This window comes from Massilia forsythiae, assembly GCF_012849555.1.
Taxonomy (GTDB): domain Bacteria; phylum Pseudomonadota; class Gammaproteobacteria; order Burkholderiales; family Burkholderiaceae_D; genus Telluria; species Telluria forsythiae.
The window spans coordinates 5,212,911-5,234,384 of record NZ_CP051685.1 but is presented as its reverse complement, the minus strand read 5'-3'; the positions used below and the strand labels follow the sequence as shown (position 1 = coordinate 5,234,384).

Here is a 21,474-nt window from a genome sequence, read left to right as displayed (position 1 = left end):
TGCCCGAAGGCACGGCAGTTCGACCTGACGATTACTTCGGCGAACCTTGGCCCAGGGCCAGGTTGCTCTGCACGTTGACGCTCTGCTGGATCAGCGAGGAGAAGCCGTTGTTCTGGCTGACCACGGTGACGCCCGCTGCGCCGGTGCCGACGGTGTTCATGTTGTTCGACATGTTGAACGAACCTGCATTCACACTGTTGGTGCCGCCTGCGCCGCCGATGCCCATGCCGCCGTTGCCGCCGAAGCCGTTGCCGGTGGTGATGGCTGCCAGCGAACCGCCTGCGCCGCCGGTCGAGGAACCGCCGTTGCCGCCGTTGCCGCCGTTGCCTGCGGTTGCCGAACCGTTGGTGGCCGTGCCCGAGGTGGCCGAACCGGTGGTGGCTGCACCGCCGGTTGCGCCGGCGCCCGAGGTGTTCGAAGCGTAGCCGCTCGACGCGCCTGCGCCGCCTGCCGCGCCGCTACCGGCGGCACCCGAGGTGCCGGTGCCGGTGGCGCCCGCGCCGCCCGCGCCGCCCGCGCCGGCGGTGTTGCCTGCGCCTGCACCTGCGGTCGAGGTCAGGCTCGAACCTGCGCCGCCTGCTGCACCGTTGGCTGCGCCGCCTGCCGCGCCGCCGCCCGAGGTGTTGGATGCCATTGCGCCCGAACCGCCCGCGCCGCCGGCTGCACCGGCTGCACCGCTGCCGCCCATGCCGCCTGCCGCACCTGCGCCGCCGGCTGCGCCAGCGCCGCCGTTGGTGGTGCCGGCTTGTGCACCTGAACCGCCGGTGGTCACTGCGCCGCCGTTAGCGGTCGGTGCCGCTGCGGTTGCGGTGCCGCTACCGACGCCCATGCCGCTGCCGCTGTCCGACGGGGTCGACGACGACGGGGTGGTCGATGCCATGCCCGAGGTGGCGTAGCTGCCGCCCGCGCCGTTGCTTGCGCCTGCGCCGCCGGTCGACGCCGTTGCGCCTGCATTGCCGGCCGCGCCGCCTGCTGCGCCGTTGCCGCCCATGCCGCCCATGCCGCCTGCTGCGCCCGAGCCGCCTGCGCCGCCCAGGCCGCCTGCCGCACCGGCGCCGCCGGTTGCCGAACCGGTGGTGCCGCCGGCGCCGCCGGTACCTGCGTAGACGCTGCCCGATGCGCCGCCGTTGCCGCCGGTCAGGGCGCCGGTCGAGCCGCCGTTGCCGCCGGCAGCTGCGCCGCCCAGGCCGCCTGCTGCGCCGGCGCCGCCGGTTGCCGAAGCCGCACCGCTGGTGCCGCCGGCGCCACCGACGCCACCCGTGCCGCCTGCGCCGGTCGACGCGTAGCCGCCTGCGCCGCCCGCGCCGCCTGCACCGGCGGTTGCCGAACCGGCCGAGACGTTGCCCGAGGTGGCCGAGCCGTTGGTGGCGGTGCCGCCCATGGCGCCTGCTGCGCCGTTGGCGTTGCCCGAGGCTGCGCCTGCGCCGCCGGTGGCAGCGACGTTGCCGCTCGAACCGGCCGCGCCTGCTGCGCCGGTGCCTGCTGCGCCGTTGGCGTTGCCGGTGTTGGCGGCGGTGTTGCCGATGTTCGAGATCGAGTTACCCGAGACGTTGCCGGTCAGGTTGCTGGTCGAGTAGGCGTTCGAGGTGTTGAACGCGTTCGAGAACGACGAGCTGGCGGTGCCGCCGTTGTTGGCAGCGGTCGAGCCGATGGCCGACGCGGTCGAGGAGCCGCTGCTGCTGTTGCGGTCGCCGTTGTTCTGGTTCGAGTTGTTGGTCGACGTGTTGGTGGTCGCGGTACGCTGGCTGTTGTCGCTGTTGTCCGTGTTCGTCGTGGTGGTGGTGCGGGTGCTGCGGTCGCTGTTGTCGCTGTTGTCGGTGTTGAAGGTCTGGTTGTTGCTGCGGTTGCTGTTGTCGGTATTGGCGACGCGGTTGTCGGTCGACGTGTTGGTGGTGGTGTTACGAACGCTGCGATCGCTGCTGTCGGTCTGGGTGTTCGTGTTGGTATTGGTATTGGTGTTCGCAGTGCTGGTGTTGATGCTGCGGTTGCTGCTGTCGGCCTGGTTGTTGGTCGAGGTGTTGGTGGTGCGGGTGCTGCGGTCGCTGCTGTCGGTCTGGGTGTTGGTGTTCGCAGTGTTGGTGTTGATGCTGCGGTTGCTGTTGTCGGCCTGGTTGTTGGTCGAGGTGTTGGTGTTGGTGTTGACGCTGCGGTTGCTGCTGTCGGTCTGGGTGTTGGTGTTGCTGCGGTTGCTGCTGTCGGTCTGGGTGTTGCTACGGTTGCTGCTGTCCGTGTTGTAGGTCTGGTTGTTGTTGGCCAGCTGGCTGTTGTCCGTCTGGGTGTTCGTGTTGGTGCTGGTGTTGTAAGCCTGGTTGTTCGTGTTGCCGCTGTCGGTCGCAGTGTTGGTGGTGTTGCTGATGGTGGAGGTGCTGCCTTCACGTGCATCGATCGTGGTTTGCGCTTGTGCGCCCACCGAGAAAGCGAGCGAGATAGCGGTCACGAGCAAAGTCTTGTTCATTCTAAATTCCCCTCTGGGTATTGACGTATTTGGTTAGTGATGGATCGGCTGTTGCGCCGACGGTATCTCTATTGCATGTTCAGTGCCAGCTTTACTGTAGAGTTCCCTAACTCATTGTTTTGATTCAGGTTGTCGGGGCTGTCCTACGTCGGTATCAGAAAATTTCTGGCAAAATCTGGAGAATTTCACGAAGAAGTGTGCCACTTGCGTTACACCTGTGTATCACTGGGTTAGGTAACACACATTCAAGGTGGACAGGTCTGTACCAGAGTGTTTCAAAAACAAGTTTGTTGTCGAATATTTAATTCTTTGAAGAATTTTTTAACGTGCTCACGCGATCGGGCGAGCCGCGCCGTGACCGACGTTATCGATCACATCCATAGACAAGGGGATGGCGGCCGAAGACGTCAGGACCTGCCTGCGGCATGGCGCCGGCAGACGGTACGAAGGAAGGAAACGCGCAGGGAAGCAAGAGGCTGCGGAAGGCGCGGCAGCGGCGCCGGTGCGTCCCGTCCGCAAGGGGCGGGACGCGGCATGGCCGGATCAGGTACGCATGCCGTGCTTGCTGAGCAGGCGGTACATGGTGGTGCGCGACACGCCCAGGTCGCGCGCGGCGCGGCTGACGTTCTGGCCGCTGCGGTCGAGGCATTCGCGCAGGGCGCTGCGTTCGGTACGCATGCGCGCATCGTCCAGCGCCGCCGGGGCGGCCTGCGCGTGGCCGCCTCCCAGCCCCAGGTCTTCCGGCATGATCAGGCGGTTGTCCGACATCACCAGCGCGCGCCGCACGCGGTTGATCAGCTCGCGCACGTTGCCCGGCCAGTCGTGCTCCAGGATGGCCTCGATCGCACGGTTGGAAAATCCCTTCAGGCGCGGCGACTTTTCGTCGCCGTACAACTTGAAGAAGTGCTCGGCCAGCAGCGGCAGGTCGTCGCGCCGTTCGCGCAGCGGCGGCACGGTGACCGGCAGCACCGCCAGGCGGTAGTACAAGTCCTCGCGGAAGGCGCCGCTGGCGACCGCCTTCTGCAGCTGCACGTGCGACGCCGCCACCACGCGCACGTCGACCCGGATGCTGCGCGTGCTGCCCACGCGCGAAATGGTCTGCTCCTGCAGGAAGCGCAGCAGGTTCACCTGCATGTCCTTGGGCAGGTCGCCGATCTCGTCCAGGAACAGCGTGCCGCCGTTGGCCGATTCGATCAGGCCGGCCTTGCCCTTGGTGGCGCCGGTAAAGGCGCCGCGCTCGTAGCCGAACAGTTCCGAATGGATCAGGCTGGGCGAGATGGCGCCGCAGTTGATCGGCACGAAGGGACCGTCGGCGCGGTCCGATTGGGCGTGCACCGCCTGTGCGGTGAGTTCCTTGCCGCTGCCGCTCTCGCCCCAGATCAATACCGGCGCCGCCACCTTGGCGACGCGGTCGATCTGGGCGCGCAGGCGCACGATGGCGTCGCAGTTGCCCACCAGCGGCGATGCGCCGTCGGGCGCCGCCAGGCCGGCTTGCGGACGGCGGCGCAGCATGGCCCAGCCGTGCGCATGGCCGAGGGTGTGAGCCATCCGCACCGGATCGACCGGAAAGGTGTGGTAGTCGCACAGGTGTTCCACCACCAGGTCGCGGCAGGCGGCATTGTCGAGGTCGCGCGACCTGAAGGCGCCGACCCATTGCATCTGGCTGTGACGGCGCAGGAAGGCGTCGATCTCGCCGGGGCGTTGCAGTTCGCGGTCGTGCATCAGCAGGCCGACCACGTAACGGTGGTTGTCGCGCAGTTCGCGCCCGGCATCGGCCAGGCTCGACACACTGCGGATCTCCCAGTCATGCATTGCATCCGCCAGCAGGGCGGTGGCATTCAATTCATCAGGTGCAATGCACAGCAGGCGTTTTCGGGTCATCCATCCTCCATGAAGCAAATCGGCAGCCTGGTTGCGACGGGGATTGGGGGCGCCAGGCTGTACATATCGTGTCTCGAAGCGTAACCGGTGGTCAAAAATTGCTACTTTTTATATCTACGTGGCAATTTGTTTATGTCAGTTAAACTTTAATTAACATTATGCATTGTTTTGGGGCATTGTGGCGGACAATAGAATCGATTGATTTCTATATATTCATAGACGAAAACTGTAGCTGACGTCAAAGTGCTCCGAACTTTGGCAAATTTGATATAAAAATTTATTTAAAGAAATTGTGTAACGATCGCTGGACACAACGGGACACGCGGTGCACCGGGATAGTTACAGAAAAATAACCGAGAATTACATCTTTGAATGCGGCGATATGTGCGCCGGCCTAGCGACCGGGCATGGATGCCGGCGTGAGGGAAGCGCTGCAGGCCGGGTGCTGCGACGGCTGGATCCCGGCCATCCCGATATCACTGGATGCGGCGGACCTTGGGGGAATTGTTGGTGCCGTCGATTTCCAGGAACATCGTGCCGAACAGGTTGCGCACGATCCTGACTTTCGGATTGGCGGCGGCCGGCAGGTCGGCCGAGCTGCCGTCGGACACGCGCCAGACCTGGCCGTTGGCCAGCCTGAATTGCGTGTTCGGCCCCCAGCCGGCGAAGTTACCGTCGATGGTGCTGTCGATCGATGTCGGCGGTACGGCGCGTTTCGCTTCCATGCCGAAGGCTTGCTCTGCAGTGGCGGGCGCCGCCGCGCCGGCGCGTGCGTCCAGCGGAATCGCATCGTAGCAGGCCAGGCGCGCGGCGCCAGCGGGCAGGGCGCGGCAAGCCAGCATGGCGGCATCGTCGGCATGCGCGGCGGCGCCGGATAGGCACAACAGCAGGCCGAAGGGGAAAATGGCAATCTTCATCAGGCAGTGTCGCTCCAAGGTCATGGGGTTTTCAGCTGAGAAAGATTATAGCTGCCGGCTGCGGGGGCCGGCAGGTGCGCCGGGGATCAGGCGCGCGGACGCTGGCGGTGGAATACCAGCGGGCTGTACGGAATCGCCGACGGCGGCGCCGACTGCAGGATGCCCGGCTTCATGGCGCCGATCACGTGCATCTCGCACGGCTTGCAATCGAACTTCAGCGTGTAGCGCTCGTCGCCGCTGACCAGCGTCATCGGCTCGGCGCGCACCTGGCCCTGCACACCCTGCACGCCCTTGGCCTGCTTCGGGCACAGGTTGAAGGAAAAGCGCAGGCAGTGCTTGGTGATCATCAGCGAGACCTCGCCGGCTTCCTCGTGCGACTCGTAGGCGGCGTCGATCAGCTGCACGCCGTGCCTGTTGTAGAACGCGCGCGCCTTGTCGTTGTAGACGTTGGCCAGGTAGCTGAGCTGCATGTCCGGATAGCGCGGCGCCGGCTGTGCCGGTACGGCGCGCTGCGGACGGTCCCAGGCGGCCAGGCGCGCCGCCTCGTGCGCGGCGATGGCGTCGCGGCGCAGCGCATTGATGGCGCTGGCGGCCACGAACCACGGTTGGGACAGGGCGAGCGTCACGGCGCCGGCCTCGAACATGGTGTTGCCCAGCTTGCCCAGGCTGGCGCGCAGCGCGCCCTCGGCCTGGGCGCCATCGCGCGCCGGCTGCAGCGCCATGGCGGCGTCGGCGTGGCTCTCGATGCCGTCCTCGTCGCGCAGCGCCAGGCGCAGGCCGCCGTCGATTTCCGACAGCAGCAGCTCAAGGCGCACCTTGCGCTCGGACGATTTCTTGTTGAGCGTGGCTTCCCACTGGTGGTCGCGGTTGCGGTGGATGACGGCGCCGACCTTCAGGCCAGGCAGGCTCGACACCGGCTCGTTCGGGAACACGCGCCAGACCTGGCCGTCGGCGTCCTCGCCCAGCTTTTGCACGGTATTGGCCTGGATGCCGACCGTCTCGCGCTTGTGCATGTAGTTCAGGCCATCGCCGTTGGCCATCGGTTCACTGGTCACGAGGTCGAAGTTGTCGCCGCCGATGCGCGTCACGCTACCCAGTTCCACGCCCACGTACTTGGGCGAATCGAAGGCGCCGATGGTCTGCTGGCGGCCCTGGGCGAAATAATCGGTGTGGCCGCGGTGGAAGTTCTTGTCGACGTCGGGCGTGAACAGGATGCGCGTGCTGCCGCTGGCGGCGCGCGCCAGTTCCGGACGGCGCTCCAGGATGGCGTCCAGCAGCAGGCGGTAGTGGGCGGTGATGTTCTTCACGTAGCCCATGTCCTTGTAGCGCCCTTCGATCTTGAACGAGCGGATGCCGGCGTCGACCAGCGCTTCCAGGTTGCGGCTCTGGTCGTTGTCCTTCATCGACAGCAGGTGCTTTTCGTAGGCCACCACGCGGCCCTGCCCATCGGACAGCGTGTACGGCAGGCGGCAGGCCTGCGAGCAGTCGCCGCGGTTGGCGCTGCGGCCGGTATCCGCGTGCGAGATGTAGCACTGGCCGGAATAGGCCACGCACAGCGCGCCGTGGATGAAGTACTCCAGCGGCGTGTCGACCTCGGCGCGGATGGCGCGGATCTGCTCGATGGTCAGCTCGCGCGCCAGCACCAGCTGCGAAAAGCCGACCTGGCCCAGGAACTTCGCCTTTTCCACGGTGCGGATGTCGCACTGGGTACTGGCGTGCAGCTGGATCGGCGGCAGGTCCATTTCCAGCAGGCCCATGTCCTGGATGATGAGCGCGTCCACGCCGGCCTCGTACAGCTGCCAGATCTGCCTGCGCGCCGTTTCCAGCTCGGCGTCGTGCAGGATCGTGTTCATGGTGATGAAGATGCGCGAGCGATAGCGGTGCGCGAATTCCACCAGTGCCGCGATGTCTTCCAGCGTGTTGCTGGCGTTATGGCGCGCGCCGAAGGCCGGCCCGCCGATGTACACCGCATCCGCCCCGTGCAGGATGGCTTCGCGCCCGATCTCGGCGGTTTTCGCGGGGGACAGCAGTTCGAGCTGGTGGGGGAGGAGGGACATGGCGGGATTCCTGGCAGGCGAAGGCCGAAATTATAGCCATATCAAGGGTTTATGTCATTGGTGGAGTGATAACGCCTGCAGTGGCAGCGTCACCCGACGCGTCGTCCCCGCGCAGGCGGGGACCCATACCGAGCAAGAAAATTTGGTAGCCGGAAGCAATCAGAATGCTTCAAAAATACCAACTTTTGACACTCAGTATGGGTCCCCGCCTTCGCGGGGACGACGGTTTTTAGGCCAGCAATACTATCTTGGACAGTAGTGCGCCTACGCGGGGACGACGGGGTAGCGCATGGAAGATACTTTTCGCGATGCATCACGAAAATTCGACCGCTCAATGCGCAGCGCTCACCGCCGCATCCTGCCTACTGCGCACCAGCCGGATATCGATCGACTTCGCCGCCGGCACATAGCTTTCCTTGGCGTAGTGCGACAGCGGTATCAGCGGGTTGCATTCCGGGTAGTAGCCGGCCACGCAGCCCTGCGGGATCGGGTATTCGACCACTTGCAGGCCGTCGACCTTGCGCTCGACGCCATCCCTGGCCACCGCGCTGGCGCGCACGATGTCGCCGTCGGCCAGGCCCTGCGCATCCATGTCCTCGCGCGCCATGAACAGCACGTTGCGGGTCTTGACGCCGCGGAAGCGGTCTTCCTCGGTGTACACCGTGGTATTGAACTGGCCGTCGCTGCGCATGGTGAACAGGCGCAGGATGCCGGGGCCGCCGGGCATGTCCGGGTCCGCCACCAGGCCGTCCGTCACGGTGAAGTTGGCCTTGCCGGTGGGCGTGTTCCACTTGCGCTGCGCCGCCGCCACCGGCTTGCGGAAACCGCCCGGCGTCCACATGCGCTGGTTGAATTCGTGGAAGATTTCGGGGTAGGTGACGGCGATGGCGTCGCGGATCTTGCGGTAATCCATCACCCAGGCGTCCCAGTCGAGCTTTGGGTTCGGCGCCAGCGTCGCCTTGGCGATGCCGGCCACGATCGCCGGTTCCGACAGCAGCGTGGCGGCAGCCGGTTCGGCCTGGCCGCGCGAACCGTGCATGCAGCCGGTCGAGTCTTCCATCGACACCGCCTGCTCGACGCCGCCCTGGCGGTCGATCTCGATGCGGCCCAGGCAAGGCAGCAGGTAGGCGACCTTGCCGTGCACCAGGTGACTGCGGTTGAGCTTGGTAGAGATCTGCACCGTCAGCGGCAGCGCGCGCCAGCCGGCTTCCAGCACGCCGTGGTCGGGCACGGCGCGCACCAGGTTGCCGCCCAGGCTGACGACGGCGCTGACCTTGCCGTCGCGGATGCCTTCGCACATCTCGACCGTGTTCATGCCCTTGTCGCGCGGCGGGGTGAAGCCGTACTGCTCGGCCAGCTTGTCCAGCGGCGCCAGTTCCGGCTTTTCGGTGATGCCGACCGTGCGCTGGCCCTGCACGTTGGAGTGGCCGCGCACCGGGCAGATGCCGGCGCCCGGCTTGCCGATATTCCCGCGCAGCAGCAGCAAATTGACCAGCATCTGCACGTTCTCCACCCCGTTGCGGTGCTGGGTCAGGCCCATGCCGTAGATGCCCAGCACCGCCTTGGCGCGCATGTATTCGTGCGCGGCTTCCTCGATGGCGCTGCGCGGCAGGCCGCTCTCGCGCTCGATCTCGCTCCACGCCGTAGCCCGCACGCTGGCGGCGAAATCGTCGAAGCCATGGCAGTGCTCGGCGACGAAGGCATGGTCGATCACGCGTTCGCCGCCCGCGCCTCGTGCGGCATCGTCGGCCTCGACGATGACCTTGCACATGCCCATGATGGCGGCCATGTCGCCGCCGGCCTTGACCTGGTGGTACTGGGTGCTGATGCAGGTCTCGTGGCCGGTCAGCATCTCGACCGGCGATTGCGGATTGACGAAGCTGACCAGGCCGCGCTCGCGCAGCGGGTTGAAGGTGACGATCGGCACGCCGCGCTTCCTGGCTTCCTGCAACTGGTGCAGCATGCGCGGGCTGTTCACGCCGACGTTCTGGCCGAAAAAGAAGATGCAGTCGGTCTTCTCGAAGTCGTCCAGCACCACCGTGCCGATCGGCACGCCGATGGTCTTGGGCAGCGCCACCGAGGTGCTCTCGTGGCACATGTTGGAGCTGTCCGGCAGGTTGTTGTTGCCGTACATGCGCGCCAGCAGGCTGTACATGTACGAGGTTTCCAGCGCGGCGCGCCCGGAACTGTAGAACACGACCTTCTTCGGGTCCAGCGCGCGCAGTTGGGCGCCGATCTCGGCGAACGCGGTGTCCCAGGAAATTTCGACGTAGCGGTCGAGCGCGCCGTCCCAGCGCAGCGGCACCGTCAGGCGGCCGGCGGCTTCGAGCTCGTGATCGCTCCAGCTTTCCAGCCGGCGCAGTGTGTGGCGCGCGAAGAAGTCGGCGTCGACGCGCTTGTTGGTGATTTCCCAGGCCGTCGCCTTGGCGCCGTTCTCGCAGAACTCGGCCGGGTGCGGATTGGCCGGCTTGGCCCACGAGCAGCTGACGCAGGCAAAGCCGTCGGTCTTGTTCTGCTTGAGCAGGATCGCGGGCGTATTCAGCGGCACGCGTTCCTTCAACAGGATCTTGGTGACTTCCTTCATCGAACCCCAGCCGCCGGAAGGAATCTTGGGTTCGTTGGTATCGCTTGATGTGCTCATCGTCAGTTCTCGCAAAGTGGTTGCAGCACCTTACCGCAGCTTGGCGCATTGGCGGCGCACGCAATCCATGACCTGCTGGCACTCATCGATGCGGTTCGGTTCCACCGGGATTTGTCGAATTTGCGTGCGCCGCTGCACAGACCGGGCGCCGTCGGGCGCATGAAGATGTTGTTATTCATTCAAAAGGAGGAATAACGACCATGAATGCCCCCACCAGCATCGACCCGATTCCGTACCAGCCGTCGTTCGAGGTCCCGGAGGACGACGAGACCGAAACCACCTTCGACCTGAAGGACACGATGCGCGGCATCTCGGTCAAGACCTTCGAGGATTCCGGCACGGCGATCCGCAGCGTGCACGCCAAGTCGCACGGCCTGCTGCTGGGCCAGCTGACCGTGCTGGACAACCTGCCCCCGGTCTACGCCCAGGGCCTGTTCGCCCAGCCGGGCAGCTATCCGGTGGTGATGCGCCTGTCGACCACGCCGGGCGACATCCTCAGCGACGACGTCTCGACCCCGCGCGGCATGTCGCTCAAGGTGGTCGGCGTGCCGGGTGCGCGCGTCGAGGGCAGCGAGGGCGATACCACGCAGGACTTCGTGATGGTCAACGGCCCGGTCTTCAATTCCGCCACCGCCAAGAAATTCCTCGGCAACCTGAAACTGCTGGCCGCCACCACCGACAAGGCGCCCAATGTCAAGCGCGCCTTCTCGGCCGTGCTGCGCGGCGCGGAAAAGGCGCTGGAAGCGGTCGGCGGCGAAAGCGTCACGCTGAAGTCGATGGGCGGCCATCCGGAAACCAACCCGCTCGGCGAAACCTACTTTACCCAGGTGCCGATCCTGTTCGGCCAATACATGGCCAAGGTATCGCTGGCGCCGGTGGCCCCGTCGCTGACCGCGCTCACCGACGCCCCGGTCGACCTGAAGGACAAGCCGGACGGCCTGCGCGACGCCGTGGTCGATTATTTCGCCGCCCAGGGCGGAGAATGGGAACTGCGCGTGCAGCTGTGCACCGACATCGACAAGATGCCGATCGAGGATGCCTCGGTCGAGTGGAAGGAAGAAGAGAGCCCGTACGTGACGGTGGCGCGCCTGCGCGCCGAGCCGCAGCCAGCCTACAGCGACGAGCGCGCCAGGCGCATCGACCAGGGCATGCAATTCAGCCCGTGGCACGCGCTGGCGGCGCATCGCCCGCTCGGTTCGATCATGCGCGTGCGCAAGACGGTGTACGAGATGTCGCAGCGTTTCCGCGCCGAGCGCAACGGCGTGGCGGTCACGGAACCGACCGACGTCGACTTCCTGCGCAACGGTTGAGGACGGCCGGCCCGTGCCGGCCGATAGGAAGACGTGACAGACGTATCGCTTTGTAAAACCGCCCCCGCCGCGTGGCGTGCGGGGGCAACATGAATCACCAGACAGATCCCAAGGAGCAAGCATGTTGAAAAAATTGATTTCCAGTGCCGCCATCGCCGCAATCGCCTTCGGCGCGGCGCCGGCCTTTGCCCAGAGCCATTCGGTTGCCAACACGACCAATCCGCCCAACGAGAAGGCCGCCAGCGCGGCCGTGGTGGAAGCGACGCCGGGTGCCCATTCCACTGCCGAGAGCAATAGCGGGAAGGGCGCCAAGGGCACGAAGGATGCGCAGGCCAACAAGGGCAAGGCCAAGAGCAGCAAAGGCACGCGCGCCAAGATCAAGGTCGATCCGGACATTTCGAAGGGACATGCCGGCAATACGGCCAAGGAGACCATGCAGCGCGATCCTTCGGAAACGGTTCCCAACGAGGCTGCGGTACACGCGTTCGACACCAGCCCGGCCAAGAAGTAAGGTACGAACCGACCGGTCCTGAAGGATACGCCGCATGCGGTGGACCGGTCGGGCGGTGTGTGATCGTCACGAGCCGATCATCGAACGGGCCATGCCCGTGGAAGCAATGATGATCGGCTTATTATTTGGGAATATAGTGCAACTAACCGACATACAGCAAATTGTAAAACAACCCGTCAACAAGAAGAAGGGCGGGAAGCTGGCCCTGCATCTGAACGGGAAGCCAAGGAGGCGCAAGAGCAGGGCGGAAGGCAGAAAGAGTCGAACTTACAGGAGAGCGGCTGACGCCCCCCACCGGGTTTGAAGCCCGGCCCCATCACCGGATGAGAATGCCTTCCTTTACGCGATCCCGCGGGGGACCTCAGCTTGCGGGCGCCGATGCGGGCGCGGACGGTTCCGGCCAGCTGGCATGCGGCCGCAGCAGGTGGCTGTTGCGGACGCGGCGAGTATAGCCGACGCGGTCGAAAAACTCCAGAATCTGGATCGCGCGCTTGCGTCCCAATCCGGTCGCGTCACGGAAACTCGCGGCCTGGCCATCCGGCAGCCCGGCGACGATGCGCGCCAGTTTGGCCAGCGGGAGCGGGTGGTAGAACAGGTCGGGCACCACCTGGTTCAACTGGCCGGCGCGCGCCAGCTTGCGCAGCAACTGGCGCACCGCGTCTTCCGGCATGGCGAATGTGCGCGCCAGGTCGCGCACCCAGGGCGGATCGAAACGTCCCGCCTGCAGCGCCGCCAGCAGTTTCACGGCGGCGGCCCGGTCGGCGTCGCTCAAGGCGATGCTGTGGCCGGGCAGGTGCAGGTGATGGCCGGTCTTGCGGATGGTGCCGTCGTCCAGCATGCGCGCGGTGAGGCCGCTCCACAGCGTGTCCAGGGCGTCGGGGGCGACGATGCGCTTCAGGCGCCACAGTTCCGGGCCTGCTTCGTCCGGCTGGCGCGCGTGGAACTCGGCCAGCGCGTCCAGCACGCGCCGCTCGAGCGGCGCCAGCATGGCGGGCGCGATCAGCAGGGTGTCGCCGCCGGCCAGGGGCAGGCGCAGCGTGTCCGCGGGCAGGCCCAGCGCGTCGGCCGGCAATTGCACCAGGCGCACCAGGTCGGAAGCGGCGATGCCGGCCGGGCTGGCCGCGACCAATGCCGCCGGCCCGGCACGGCGCGTGTCCGCGGCGTCGCCCGCAGCCGCTTTGCCTTCGACGAATCCGGCCAGCGCATCCAGCCAGGCCAGGCGCGCCGGGCTCCTGCGCTTGCGCGCGGCGCCGAACGGATCGAGCACCACCCCGCCGCCCAGGGTCTGGGTGGCCTGCGCGTTGCGGATCACGAAGCGGTCGCCCGGCACCGTGTGCAGCGCCGTCTCGAACACCAGCTGCGCGCGGCCGGCGTGGCCGGGCTGCAGCTGGTCGCCGTCGAGCGGCACCACGTGGGCGGTGTGGTGGGCCGCGCCCAGGTGCACGTGCAGCGGCGTCCACGCCTTCAAGGGCATGCTGTCCGCCAGCAGCGATACATGCGCATCGAAGCGGGTGGAAGCGGTCGCCATCGGCGGCGCCACCAGCCAGTTGCCGCGCTCGATGTCCTCGCGCGCCGCGCCGGCCAGGTTCAGCGCCAGGCGCTGGCCGGCGTGGCCGCGCTCGCCGGCGCGGTTCTGGGCGTGGATGGCGCGCACCCGCACCGGCCGTTCGCCCGGCATCACGACCAGCGTGTCGCCGACCGCGACGCTGCCGGCCAGCGCGGTGCCGGTGACCACCGTGCCCTGGCCGGACAAGGTGAACACGCGGTCGACGCCGAGGCGGAACAGGCGCGCTTCGGCGCGCGCCGGCAGCGCCGCCGCCAATCCGGCCAGGTGCGCCAGCAGCGCCTGGGTTCCCGGGTCGCCCGGGACGGTGGCGGCGGTGGCGAACGCCGGCGCGCCGCCCAGCGGCGTGGCCGCCAGCAGCGCCTCGACCTCGTGGCGCACCTGCTGCACGCGCGCGGCGTCGACGCGATCAAGCTTGGTCAGCGCCACCACGCCGCGCCGCACCCCCAGCAGTTCCAGGATGGCCAGGTGCTCGCGCGTCTGCGGCATGACGCCGTCGTCGGCCGCCACCACCAGCAGCGCGACGTCGATGCCGGTGACGCCGGAGGCCATCGTGCGGATGAATTTCTCGTGCCCCGGCACGTCGATCACGCCGAGCGTGCCGCCATCCGGCAATGGCAGGTAGGCGTAGCCGAGCTCGATCGAGATGCCGCGCGCCTTTTCTTCCTTGAGGCGGTCGGTGTCGACCCCGGTCAGCGCGCGCGTGAGCGTGGTCTTGCCGTGGTCGATGTGTCCTGCGGTGCCGACGATCATGCTGCAGGGCGCTCCTGCAATTGCGGGGCTAGCTGCGCGAGCTGGGCCGCGAATTCGTCGCGCCGGTCCTGTTCCAGGCAGCGCAGGTCGAGCCACAGGGTATCGTCGGCGATGCGTCCGATCACCGGGCACGGCAGCGCGCGCAGGCGCCGTTCCAGCGCGCCCAGCGGATTACTGCCTTTATTGCCGGAAGCCTTGGCGCCGGCGGCGCGGATGGCCAGCCCGAAGCTCGGCAGACTCGCCACCGGCAGGGCGCCGCTGCCGATCTGGCTCAGCATCGGCGCCACCGTCACCGCATAGGAAGCGCCGAGCGCCGCCTGCAGCGGTTCGGCCAGCGAATCCGCCAGTGCCTGCATCGACGCGGCCGGCCGGGTCAGCAAACGCAGCGTGGTGAGACGTTCGGCCAGCAGGTCGGGCGCGCGGTACAAATTCAGTACCGGCTCCAGCGCCGCCAGCGTCAGCTTCGAGACGCGCAGCGCGCGCTTGAGCGGATTCTTCTTGATTTTCGCGATCAGGTCGGCGCGCCCGGCGATGATGCCGCACTGCGGTCCGCCCAGCAGCTTGTCGCCGCTGAAGGTGACCAGGTCGGCGCCGGCGGCGATGGTTTCGCGCACCGTGGTCTCGTGCGGCAAGCCCCAGCGTTCCAGGTCGACCAGCGTGCCGCTGCCCAGGTCTACCGCGACCGGGATGCCGCGCTCGCGCCCCAGCGGCGCCAGCTCGGCGGTCGTGACTTCCTTGGTGAAGCCGGTGATCGCGTAGTTGCTGGTGTGGACCTTCATCATCAGCGCGGTTTTTTCACCCGCGGCCTCGGCGTAATCCTTGAAGTGGGTGCGGTTGGTGGTGCCGACCTCGCGCAGCGTGGCGCCGGCGCGCGCCATGATGTCCGGGATGCGGAAGGCGCCGCCGATCTCGACCAGCTCCCCGCGCGAGACGATCACCTCGCCCCCGGACGCCAGCGCGTTGAGCATCAGCAGCACCGCGGCAGCGTTGTTGTTGACGATGGTGACGGCTTCCGCGCCGGTCAGCTCGCGCAGCTGCTGCTCGACCAGGTTGTCGCGGTCGCCGCGGGTGCCGGTCTCGATGTCCCATTCCAGGTTCATCGGCCAGCGCAGCGCTTCCACCACGGCATTGACCGCCTCGTCCGGCAGCAGGGCGCGCCCGAGATTCGTGTGCAGCACGGTGCCGGTCAGGTTGTAGACCGGACGCAGGCGCGACACGTTGGCGGCGCGCAGGCGTTCGCCGAGCAGGGCCAGCAGTCCGGCCGCCGTGGTGTCCGGCGGCGCCGCGTCCGCGACCGCGTCCGCCGCCGCATCCACGGCAGGCCCGGCCGCCGCCAGCAGGCGCGCGCGCACGTCGTTCAGCAGCGCGCGCAGCGCGTCGACGGTCTGCTCGCGCCCGTACTGCGCCAGCAGCGGCGCGCAGGCCGGATCGTCGAGCAGCGCGTGCACCGCCGGCAGGCGCAGGTTGGCGGCGGCCGCCTTCATGCGGTTTCCCTCGTCATGCGTTTTCCTTCAGCCACAGCAGCGGGTTGCCGCTGGCGCGCGCGTAGCCGGCTTCGGACACCAGTACGTCCAGCAGCATGCTGCCCAGGTCGTCGGCCAGCGGGTCGACGTCGTAGTCGTGTTCCTGGTTGAAGATCTTGCGGTAGGTGCCGCAGTCGTCGCAGGTTTCGGCGCGCGCCACCTTGTCCGGGTCGTTGGCCTTGTGGACGGTGCGGCCTTCCTTGGCGGCGGCGATGTTCTCGCCGACCGGATCGGCGTCCTGGCCGACCAGGCCCTGGTAGGCGATCTTGCCGTTGGCTTCGCAGCAAGAGCACTTCACGCGCACCATGTGCCATTCGGATTCGCACACGCTGCAGTGCAGGTAACGATACCCCTGCGACTGGCCGCCGATGCGCACCACGCTTGCCACCGGATGCGAGCCGCACACCGGGCACAGGGTACCGGTCATCAGCGGCTGGGCCCAGGCGGCGTCCAGCTGGGCCGCCATCAGGCTCCAGCTGGCCTGCAGCGCGGCCGCCACGAACGGCGCGCGCAGCGGGTCGGCGCCTTCGTCGAAGTTGCCGAGGATGGCGTCGGCGATGCCTTCCAGCTCGGCCTCGGGCATGGCGCGCAGGGTCGCGACGGCGGCGGCCAGCTGGGGCGGCGCATTCCCGGCGGCGGCCAGCGCCTCGACCAGGCGCGCGAACACGGTGCGCCAGGCGGCCGGGCGGGCGCCGGTGGCGGGCAGCGGCGGCATGTTGTGGTCGTGCGCCAGTTTCAGCGAGGCGTCGTCCGGCAGCGCCACGCCCTCGCGGCCCAGCGCGGCCACGGCGGCGTGCTGGGCGTCGGCGACATGCGCCATCAGGGACAGGTAACCGCGCAGCGCATCCTCGACCGGGATGCCGGGCACCTCGCCGGCGGCCAGCTGGCGCAGCCGCTTGGCGCGCGCGGAGAACAGGGTGGCGGGCTGCGGCAGCAGCAGGCGCGGGATGGCGTTGTGATCGAGGGCTTCGATCTCGCCGGGTTGCAGGAGACGTTGAACCAAAAGAATCTCTCGAAAAGGGGAAATAAAAAAGCCGGGTCGCTTTTGGCGACCCGGCTCATTCTAAATGAATACAGGAAACCGCGTCAGTCCTGGCCCTGGTTGGTCCGCTTGCTCATCAGCTCGTCGAACCAGCGCGGGTGGTGCTTGCGCGCCCAGCCGTAGGTGACGGTGCCGCGCATCATCGCGCCGATGGCGCCCTTGATCCAGATGCCGGCATAGATGTGCACGATGATCGCCACGATGATGACGAAAGCGAAGAACGCGTGCATCAGCGCCGAGAAGCGGATCAGGCCGATCGGGAAGAAGTGCGAGAACCACTGGCGCCAGATGACGATGCCGGTCAGGAACAGCGCGATCATGCACACCACCAGCGCGAAGAACAGGATCTTCTGGCCGGCGTTGTACTTGCCGATGCGCGGCAGCTTTTCCTCGCGGTTGGCCAGCACGTCGTTGATCTGACGCAGCCACTGCTTGTCGCCCGCCTCGAAGCGGTTATGGCTCCACATGCGCTTGGCCAGCAGCATGAAGGAGACGAACATCACCACACCGAAGAACGGGTGCAGGATGCGCGTCCACTGGCCGCCGCCGAACAGCAGCGCCAGCCAGGCCGTGGCCGGATGGAACATGGCCAGGCCGGACAGCGCCAGCAGGACGAAGGTGATCGCCGTGATCCAGTGATTGCTGCGCTCGTTGGCGTCGTAGCGCTTGATCAGCGGGTGGCCGTCCTTATCGTGCAGCATGGTCTTCCTCCTTCGCGTGACGCACCGCGTGCAGCGCCTCGGCTTCCTCTTCCTTGCTGACCTCGTTCGGGCCGACGCGGGTGTAGTGGAACCAGCCGGCGACTGCCGCCGCCGCCATGCCCATCAGGGCCAGCGGCTTGGTGACGCCTTTCCACAGGCCGACCATCGGGCTGATGGCCGGCGCATTGGCCAGGCCGCTGTACAGCGCCGGACGGTCCGCGTGGTGCAGCACGTACATCACGTGGGTGCCGCCCACGCCGGCTGGGTCGTACAGGCCGGCGTTCTCGAAGCCGCGCTCCTTCAGGTCTTCGACGCGCTCGGAAGCGTGCGCCTTCATGTCTTCCTTGGTGCCGAACATGATGGCGCCGGTCGGACAGGTCTTGACGCAGGCCGGTTCCTGGCCCACCGCCACCCGGTCGGAACACAGCGTGCACTTGTAGGCACGGTTGTCTTCCTTCGAGATGCGCGGAATGTTGAACGGGCAGCCGGTGACGCAGTAGCCGCAGCCGATGCAGTTTTCCTGGTGGAAGTCGACGATGCCGTTGTTGTACTGCACGATCGCGCCCGGCGACGGACAGGCCTTCAGGCAGCCCGGTTCCTCGCAGTGCATGCAGCCGTCCTTGCGGATCAGCCACTCGAGGTTGCCGTCGTTGTGCTCGTGCTCGGCGAACCGCATCACGGTCCACGACTTCGGCGTCAGGTCGATCGGGTTGTCGTACACCCCGACGTTGACGCCGACCTCGTCACGCAGGTCGTTCCACTCCATGCAGGCGGTCTGGCAGGCCTTGCAGCCGATGCACTTCGACACGTCGATCAGCTTGGCGACGGTGCCGGTGACCGGGCTGCGCGCGGTCGGCTGCTGCACCGTGGTCGCGGAGACCCGTTTGATATCCAAAGATTGTAATGCCATAGTAGTCTTCCGCGTTCCTTATGCCTTCTCGACCTTCACCATGAACGACTTGAACTCCGGCGTCTGCGAGTTGGCGTCGCCCACGACCGGCGTCAGGGTGTTGGTCAGGTAGCCCGGCTTGGTCAAGCCCTTGAAGCCGAAGTGCAGCGGGATACCCACGGTGTAGGTGTCCTTGCCGCCGATCTTCAGGGTCCGGATGCGCTTGGTGACGATGGCCTTGGCGATGATGTGGCCACGCTTCGAGCTGACCTTCACCGTGGCGCCGCTGGCCACGCCGATCTGCGCCGCCAATGCCTCGCCGATCTCCACGAACTGTTCCGGCTGCACGATCGCGTTCAGGCGGCAGTGCTTGGTCCAGAAGTGGAAGTGCTCGGTCAGGCGGTAGGTCGTCGCCACCACCGGGAACTCGGCCGCCGTACCCATCTGCGTGCGGTCGCCCGGGAACACGCGCGCGGCCGGGTTGCTGGTCGCGCGCGGGTTGTTCGGGTGCATCAGGTTCTTGCCCAGCGGGTTCTCGAACGGCTCGTAGTGTTCCGGGAACGGACCTTCGTTCATCATGCCGCGGGCGAAGAAACGCGCCACGCCTTCGGCATTCATGATGAACGGGTTCATGCCGCCCACCGGATCCTCGTCGATCTTGAAGTCGGGCACGTCGGCGCCGCTCCAGCTGGTACCGTTCCAGCCCACCAGCTTGCGGGTCGGGTCGAACGGCTTGCCCTTGGTGTCGCACGAAGCGCGGTTGTACAGCACGCGGCGGTTGGCCGGCCAGGCCCACGCCCACAGCAGGGTGTTGCCGATGCCGGTCGGGTCGCTGTTGTCGCGCCGGCCCATCTGGTTGCCGCCCTGGGTCCAGCAGCCGGTCCAGATCCAGTTGCCGGACGTGGTCGAACCGTCGTCGCGCAATTGCGAGAACGAGGCCAGCTGCTCGCCTTTCTTGGCCAGCACCTTGGTCGGGTCCTTCGGATCGAGCACGTCGGCCAGCGCCTTGCCGTTGAATTCCATGGCCAGCTCTTCCGGGGTCGGGCTGTGCGGCTTGGCATACGGCCAGGTCAGGTTCAGCATCGGGTCGGGGAACTTGCCGCCGTCCGTCTGGTACATCTTCTTCATGCGCAGGAACAGGTCCGCCATGATCTCGATGTCCGAACGCGCCTTGCCCGGCGGCTCGGCGCCTTGCCAGTGCCACTGCAGCACGCGCGAGGACGACACCAGCGAACCGCGCTCCTCGGCGAAGCAGGTGGTCGGCAGGCGGAACACCTCGGTCTGGATCTTGGCCGGGTCGACTTCGTGGAAGGCGCCATGCGGCTTCCAGAACTCGGCGGTCTCGGTTTCCAGCGGGTCCATGATGACCAGGTACTTCAGCTTCGACAGGCCGTCCAGCACCTTGGCCTTGTTCGGCGCCGAGGCCAGCACGTTGAAGCCCTGGCAGATGTAGCCGTTCATCTTGCCCTGGTGCATCAACTCGATCGCCTGCAGCAGGTCGTACGGCTTGTCCAGCTTGGGCAGGTAGTCGAAGGCGTAGTTGTTGTCCGCGTTGGCGGCGTCGCCCCACCACGACTTCATGAACGAGACGTGGAACTTCTTGTAGTTGCTCCAGTAGCTCAGCTGGTTCGGACGCAGGGCCTTGGAGGCGCGCGACTCGATGAACTTGTCGTAGTCCTGTTCGCCCTCGTACGGCAGCGTCATGTAGCCCGGCAGCAGGTTCGACATCAGGCCGAGGTCGGTCAGGCCCTGGATGTTCGAGTGGCCGCGCAGCGCGTTCATGCCGCCGCCGGCGATGCCGATGTTACCCAGCAGCAGCTGGACCATGGCGCCGAGGCGGATGGTCTGGGCGCCGGTGGAGTGGTGGGTCCAGCCCAGCGCGTACAGGATGGTGCCGGCGCGACCCGGCACGGCGGTCGAGGCCAGGGCTTCGGCGACCTTGCGGAACTGCTCGGGCGCGACGCCGCAGATCTGCTGCACCATCTCCGGCGTATACCGGGAATAGTGCGTCTTCATCAGCTGATAGACGCAGCGCGGGTGTTCCAGGGTCGGGTCGACCTTGGCGAAGCCGTCCTCGCCGATCTCGTAGTTCCAGCTGGTGCGGTCGGCGTACTTGCCGGCCTGTTCGTCGTAGCCGGAATAGATGCCGTCGTTGAACGCGAAGTCCTCGCGCACGATGAACGGCATGTCCGTGTAATTGCGGACGTACTCGTGCTGGATCTTGTCGTTCGTCAGCAGATAGTTGACGATCGCGCCCAGGAACACGATATCCGTGCCGGTACGCGTCGCAACGTAGTAGTCGGCGACGGACGCGGTACGGGTGAAGCGCGGATCGACCACGATCAGCTTCGCCTTGTTATGGGCCTTCGCTTCGGTGACCCATTTGAAACCACACGGGTGTGCTTCGGCGGCATTGCCGCCCATGACGAGGATGACATCGGCATTCTTGATGTCGACCCAGTGATTCGTCATCGCACCACGGCCAAACGTCGGGGCAAGACCTGCCACCGTCGGACCGTGTCAAACACGCGCCTGGTTATCGAATGTCAGCATACCCATCGACCGGATGGTCTTATGGGTGATGTATCCGGTTTCGTTGCTGCCGGCCGACGCGGCCAGCATGCCGGTGGTCAGCCATCGGTTGACCAGCTTGCCGTCGGCGGTCTTCTCGATGAAGTTGGCGTCGCGGTCGGCCTTCATCAGCTTGGCGATGCGGTCGAGCGCCTGGTCCCAGGAAATCTTGGTCCATTCGGTGCCGCCCGGGGCGCGGTATTCCGGCTCCAGCAGGCGGCTCGGGCTGTGGATGAAGTCCACCAGCGAAGCGCCTTTCGGGCACAGCGTGCCGCGGTTGACCGGATGGTCCGGGTCGCCTTCGATGTGGATGATGCTGGCGGCGACGTTCTTGGCATTGTCGCCCAGGCCATACATCAGGATGCCGCAACCGACGGAGCAGTACGGGCAGGTGTTACGGGTCTCGGTCGTGCGGGCCAGCTTGTACTGCCGGACTTCGGCCAAAGCCGTTGCCGGAGCAAAGCCAAGCACCGCCAGGCTCGAGCCTGCGATGGTAGCGCCAGTTACCCGAAGGAACTGACGCCTTGACATCTGGTTCATAAAAATCCTTGTGTTAAGGGAGCTTTTGTTTCCCGAGTTTATCACTTGGGCATAACGGGGCAGGTGCTAAAATGCCGCCGATGATCCATTTTGGGTCGAAAATACGTAATTTCCACAAC

At 66.5% G+C, this 21,474-nt stretch carries 13 protein-coding genes and 1 tRNA gene; 2 read left to right on the top strand and 12 right to left on the bottom strand.

All coding sequences use genetic code 11. The annotated features are described in order from the left end of the window. Positions 1–31: 31 nt before the first annotated feature. The 5 genes from HH212_RS21925 to HH212_RS21905 all read right to left on the bottom strand — a co-directional run bounded on the left by HH212_RS21925 (position 32) and on the right by HH212_RS21905 (position 9,951). The gene (locus tag HH212_RS21925) at positions 32–2,455 is read right to left on the bottom strand and encodes a hypothetical protein (protein ID WP_170204439.1); all 2,424 of its coding nucleotides are present in this window, start codon (positions 2,453–2,455) and stop codon (positions 32–34) included. A gap of 543 nt (positions 2,456–2,998) precedes the next feature. After that, a complete protein-coding gene (locus HH212_RS21920) occupies positions 2,999–4,336 on the bottom strand; it encodes a sigma-54 dependent transcriptional regulator (protein WP_170204438.1) in 1,338 nt (445 codons plus the stop codon). A 476-nt stretch (positions 4,337–4,812) separates the two neighbouring features. Beyond that, positions 4,813–5,253: a hypothetical protein gene (locus HH212_RS21915; RefSeq protein ID WP_170204437.1), complete on the bottom strand. Its 441-nt coding sequence runs from the start codon at positions 5,251–5,253 to the stop codon at positions 4,813–4,815. Positions 5,254–5,339: 86 nt separating this feature from the next. Continuing rightward, complete coding sequence (locus HH212_RS21910; RefSeq protein WP_170204436.1) at positions 5,340–7,310, bottom strand: peptidase U32 family protein; 1,971 nt, start codon at positions 7,308–7,310, stop codon at positions 5,340–5,342. A gap of 331 nt (positions 7,311–7,641) precedes the next feature. After that, the gene (locus HH212_RS21905) at positions 7,642–9,951 is read right to left on the bottom strand and encodes an FdhF/YdeP family oxidoreductase (RefSeq protein WP_170204435.1); all 2,310 of its coding nucleotides are present in this window, start codon (positions 9,949–9,951) and stop codon (positions 7,642–7,644) included. 200 nt (positions 9,952–10,151) lie between these two features. Between HH212_RS21905 and HH212_RS21900 the strand changes: the two genes are divergently transcribed. Together HH212_RS21900 and HH212_RS21895 are read left to right on the top strand one after the other, a co-directional pair. Next, entirely contained in the window at positions 10,152–11,261 is a 1,110-nt protein-coding gene (locus HH212_RS21900; protein WP_170204434.1) for a catalase family protein, read from the top strand. Positions 11,262–11,382: 121 nt separating this feature from the next. Continuing rightward, positions 11,383–11,772, top strand: coding sequence for a hypothetical protein (locus HH212_RS21895; RefSeq protein ID WP_170204433.1), 390 nt, complete (start codon positions 11,383–11,385; stop codon positions 11,770–11,772). Between the two features lie 245 nt (positions 11,773–12,017). Here HH212_RS21895 and HH212_RS21890 read toward each other — a convergent pair. The 7 genes from HH212_RS21890 to fdnG form a co-directional block, all read right to left on the bottom strand. Beyond that, positions 12,018–12,110: transfer RNA gene (locus HH212_RS21890), tRNA-Sec, on the bottom strand. Between the two features lie 23 nt (positions 12,111–12,133). Further along, complete coding sequence (gene selB / locus HH212_RS21885) at positions 12,134–14,089, bottom strand: selenocysteine-specific translation elongation factor (RefSeq protein ID WP_170204432.1); 1,956 nt, start codon at positions 14,087–14,089, stop codon at positions 12,134–12,136. Then, entirely contained in the window at positions 14,086–15,573 is a 1,488-nt protein-coding gene (gene selA / locus HH212_RS21880; protein WP_170204431.1) for an L-seryl-tRNA(Sec) selenium transferase, read from the bottom strand. The genes selB and selA overlap by 4 nt, the downstream gene beginning before the upstream one ends. 13 nt (positions 15,574–15,586) lie before the next feature. Further along, entirely contained in the window at positions 15,587–16,615 is a 1,029-nt protein-coding gene (gene fdhE / locus HH212_RS21875; RefSeq protein ID WP_170204430.1) for a formate dehydrogenase accessory protein FdhE, read from the bottom strand. 83 nt (positions 16,616–16,698) lie between these two features. Further along, the gene (locus HH212_RS21870; RefSeq protein WP_170204429.1) at positions 16,699–17,355 is read right to left on the bottom strand and encodes a formate dehydrogenase subunit gamma; all 657 of its coding nucleotides are present in this window, start codon (positions 17,353–17,355) and stop codon (positions 16,699–16,701) included. Next, positions 17,342–18,265: a formate dehydrogenase subunit beta gene (gene fdxH, locus HH212_RS21865; RefSeq protein WP_170204428.1), complete on the bottom strand. Its 924-nt coding sequence runs from the start codon at positions 18,263–18,265 to the stop codon at positions 17,342–17,344. The genes HH212_RS21870 and fdxH overlap by 14 nt, the downstream gene beginning before the upstream one ends. Positions 18,266–18,283: 18 nt before the next feature. Further along, positions 18,284–21,355, bottom strand: coding sequence for a formate dehydrogenase-N subunit alpha (fdnG, locus tag HH212_RS21860; protein ID WP_170204427.1), 3,072 nt, complete (start codon positions 21,353–21,355; stop codon positions 18,284–18,286). Positions 21,356–21,474: the final 119 nt, after the last annotated feature.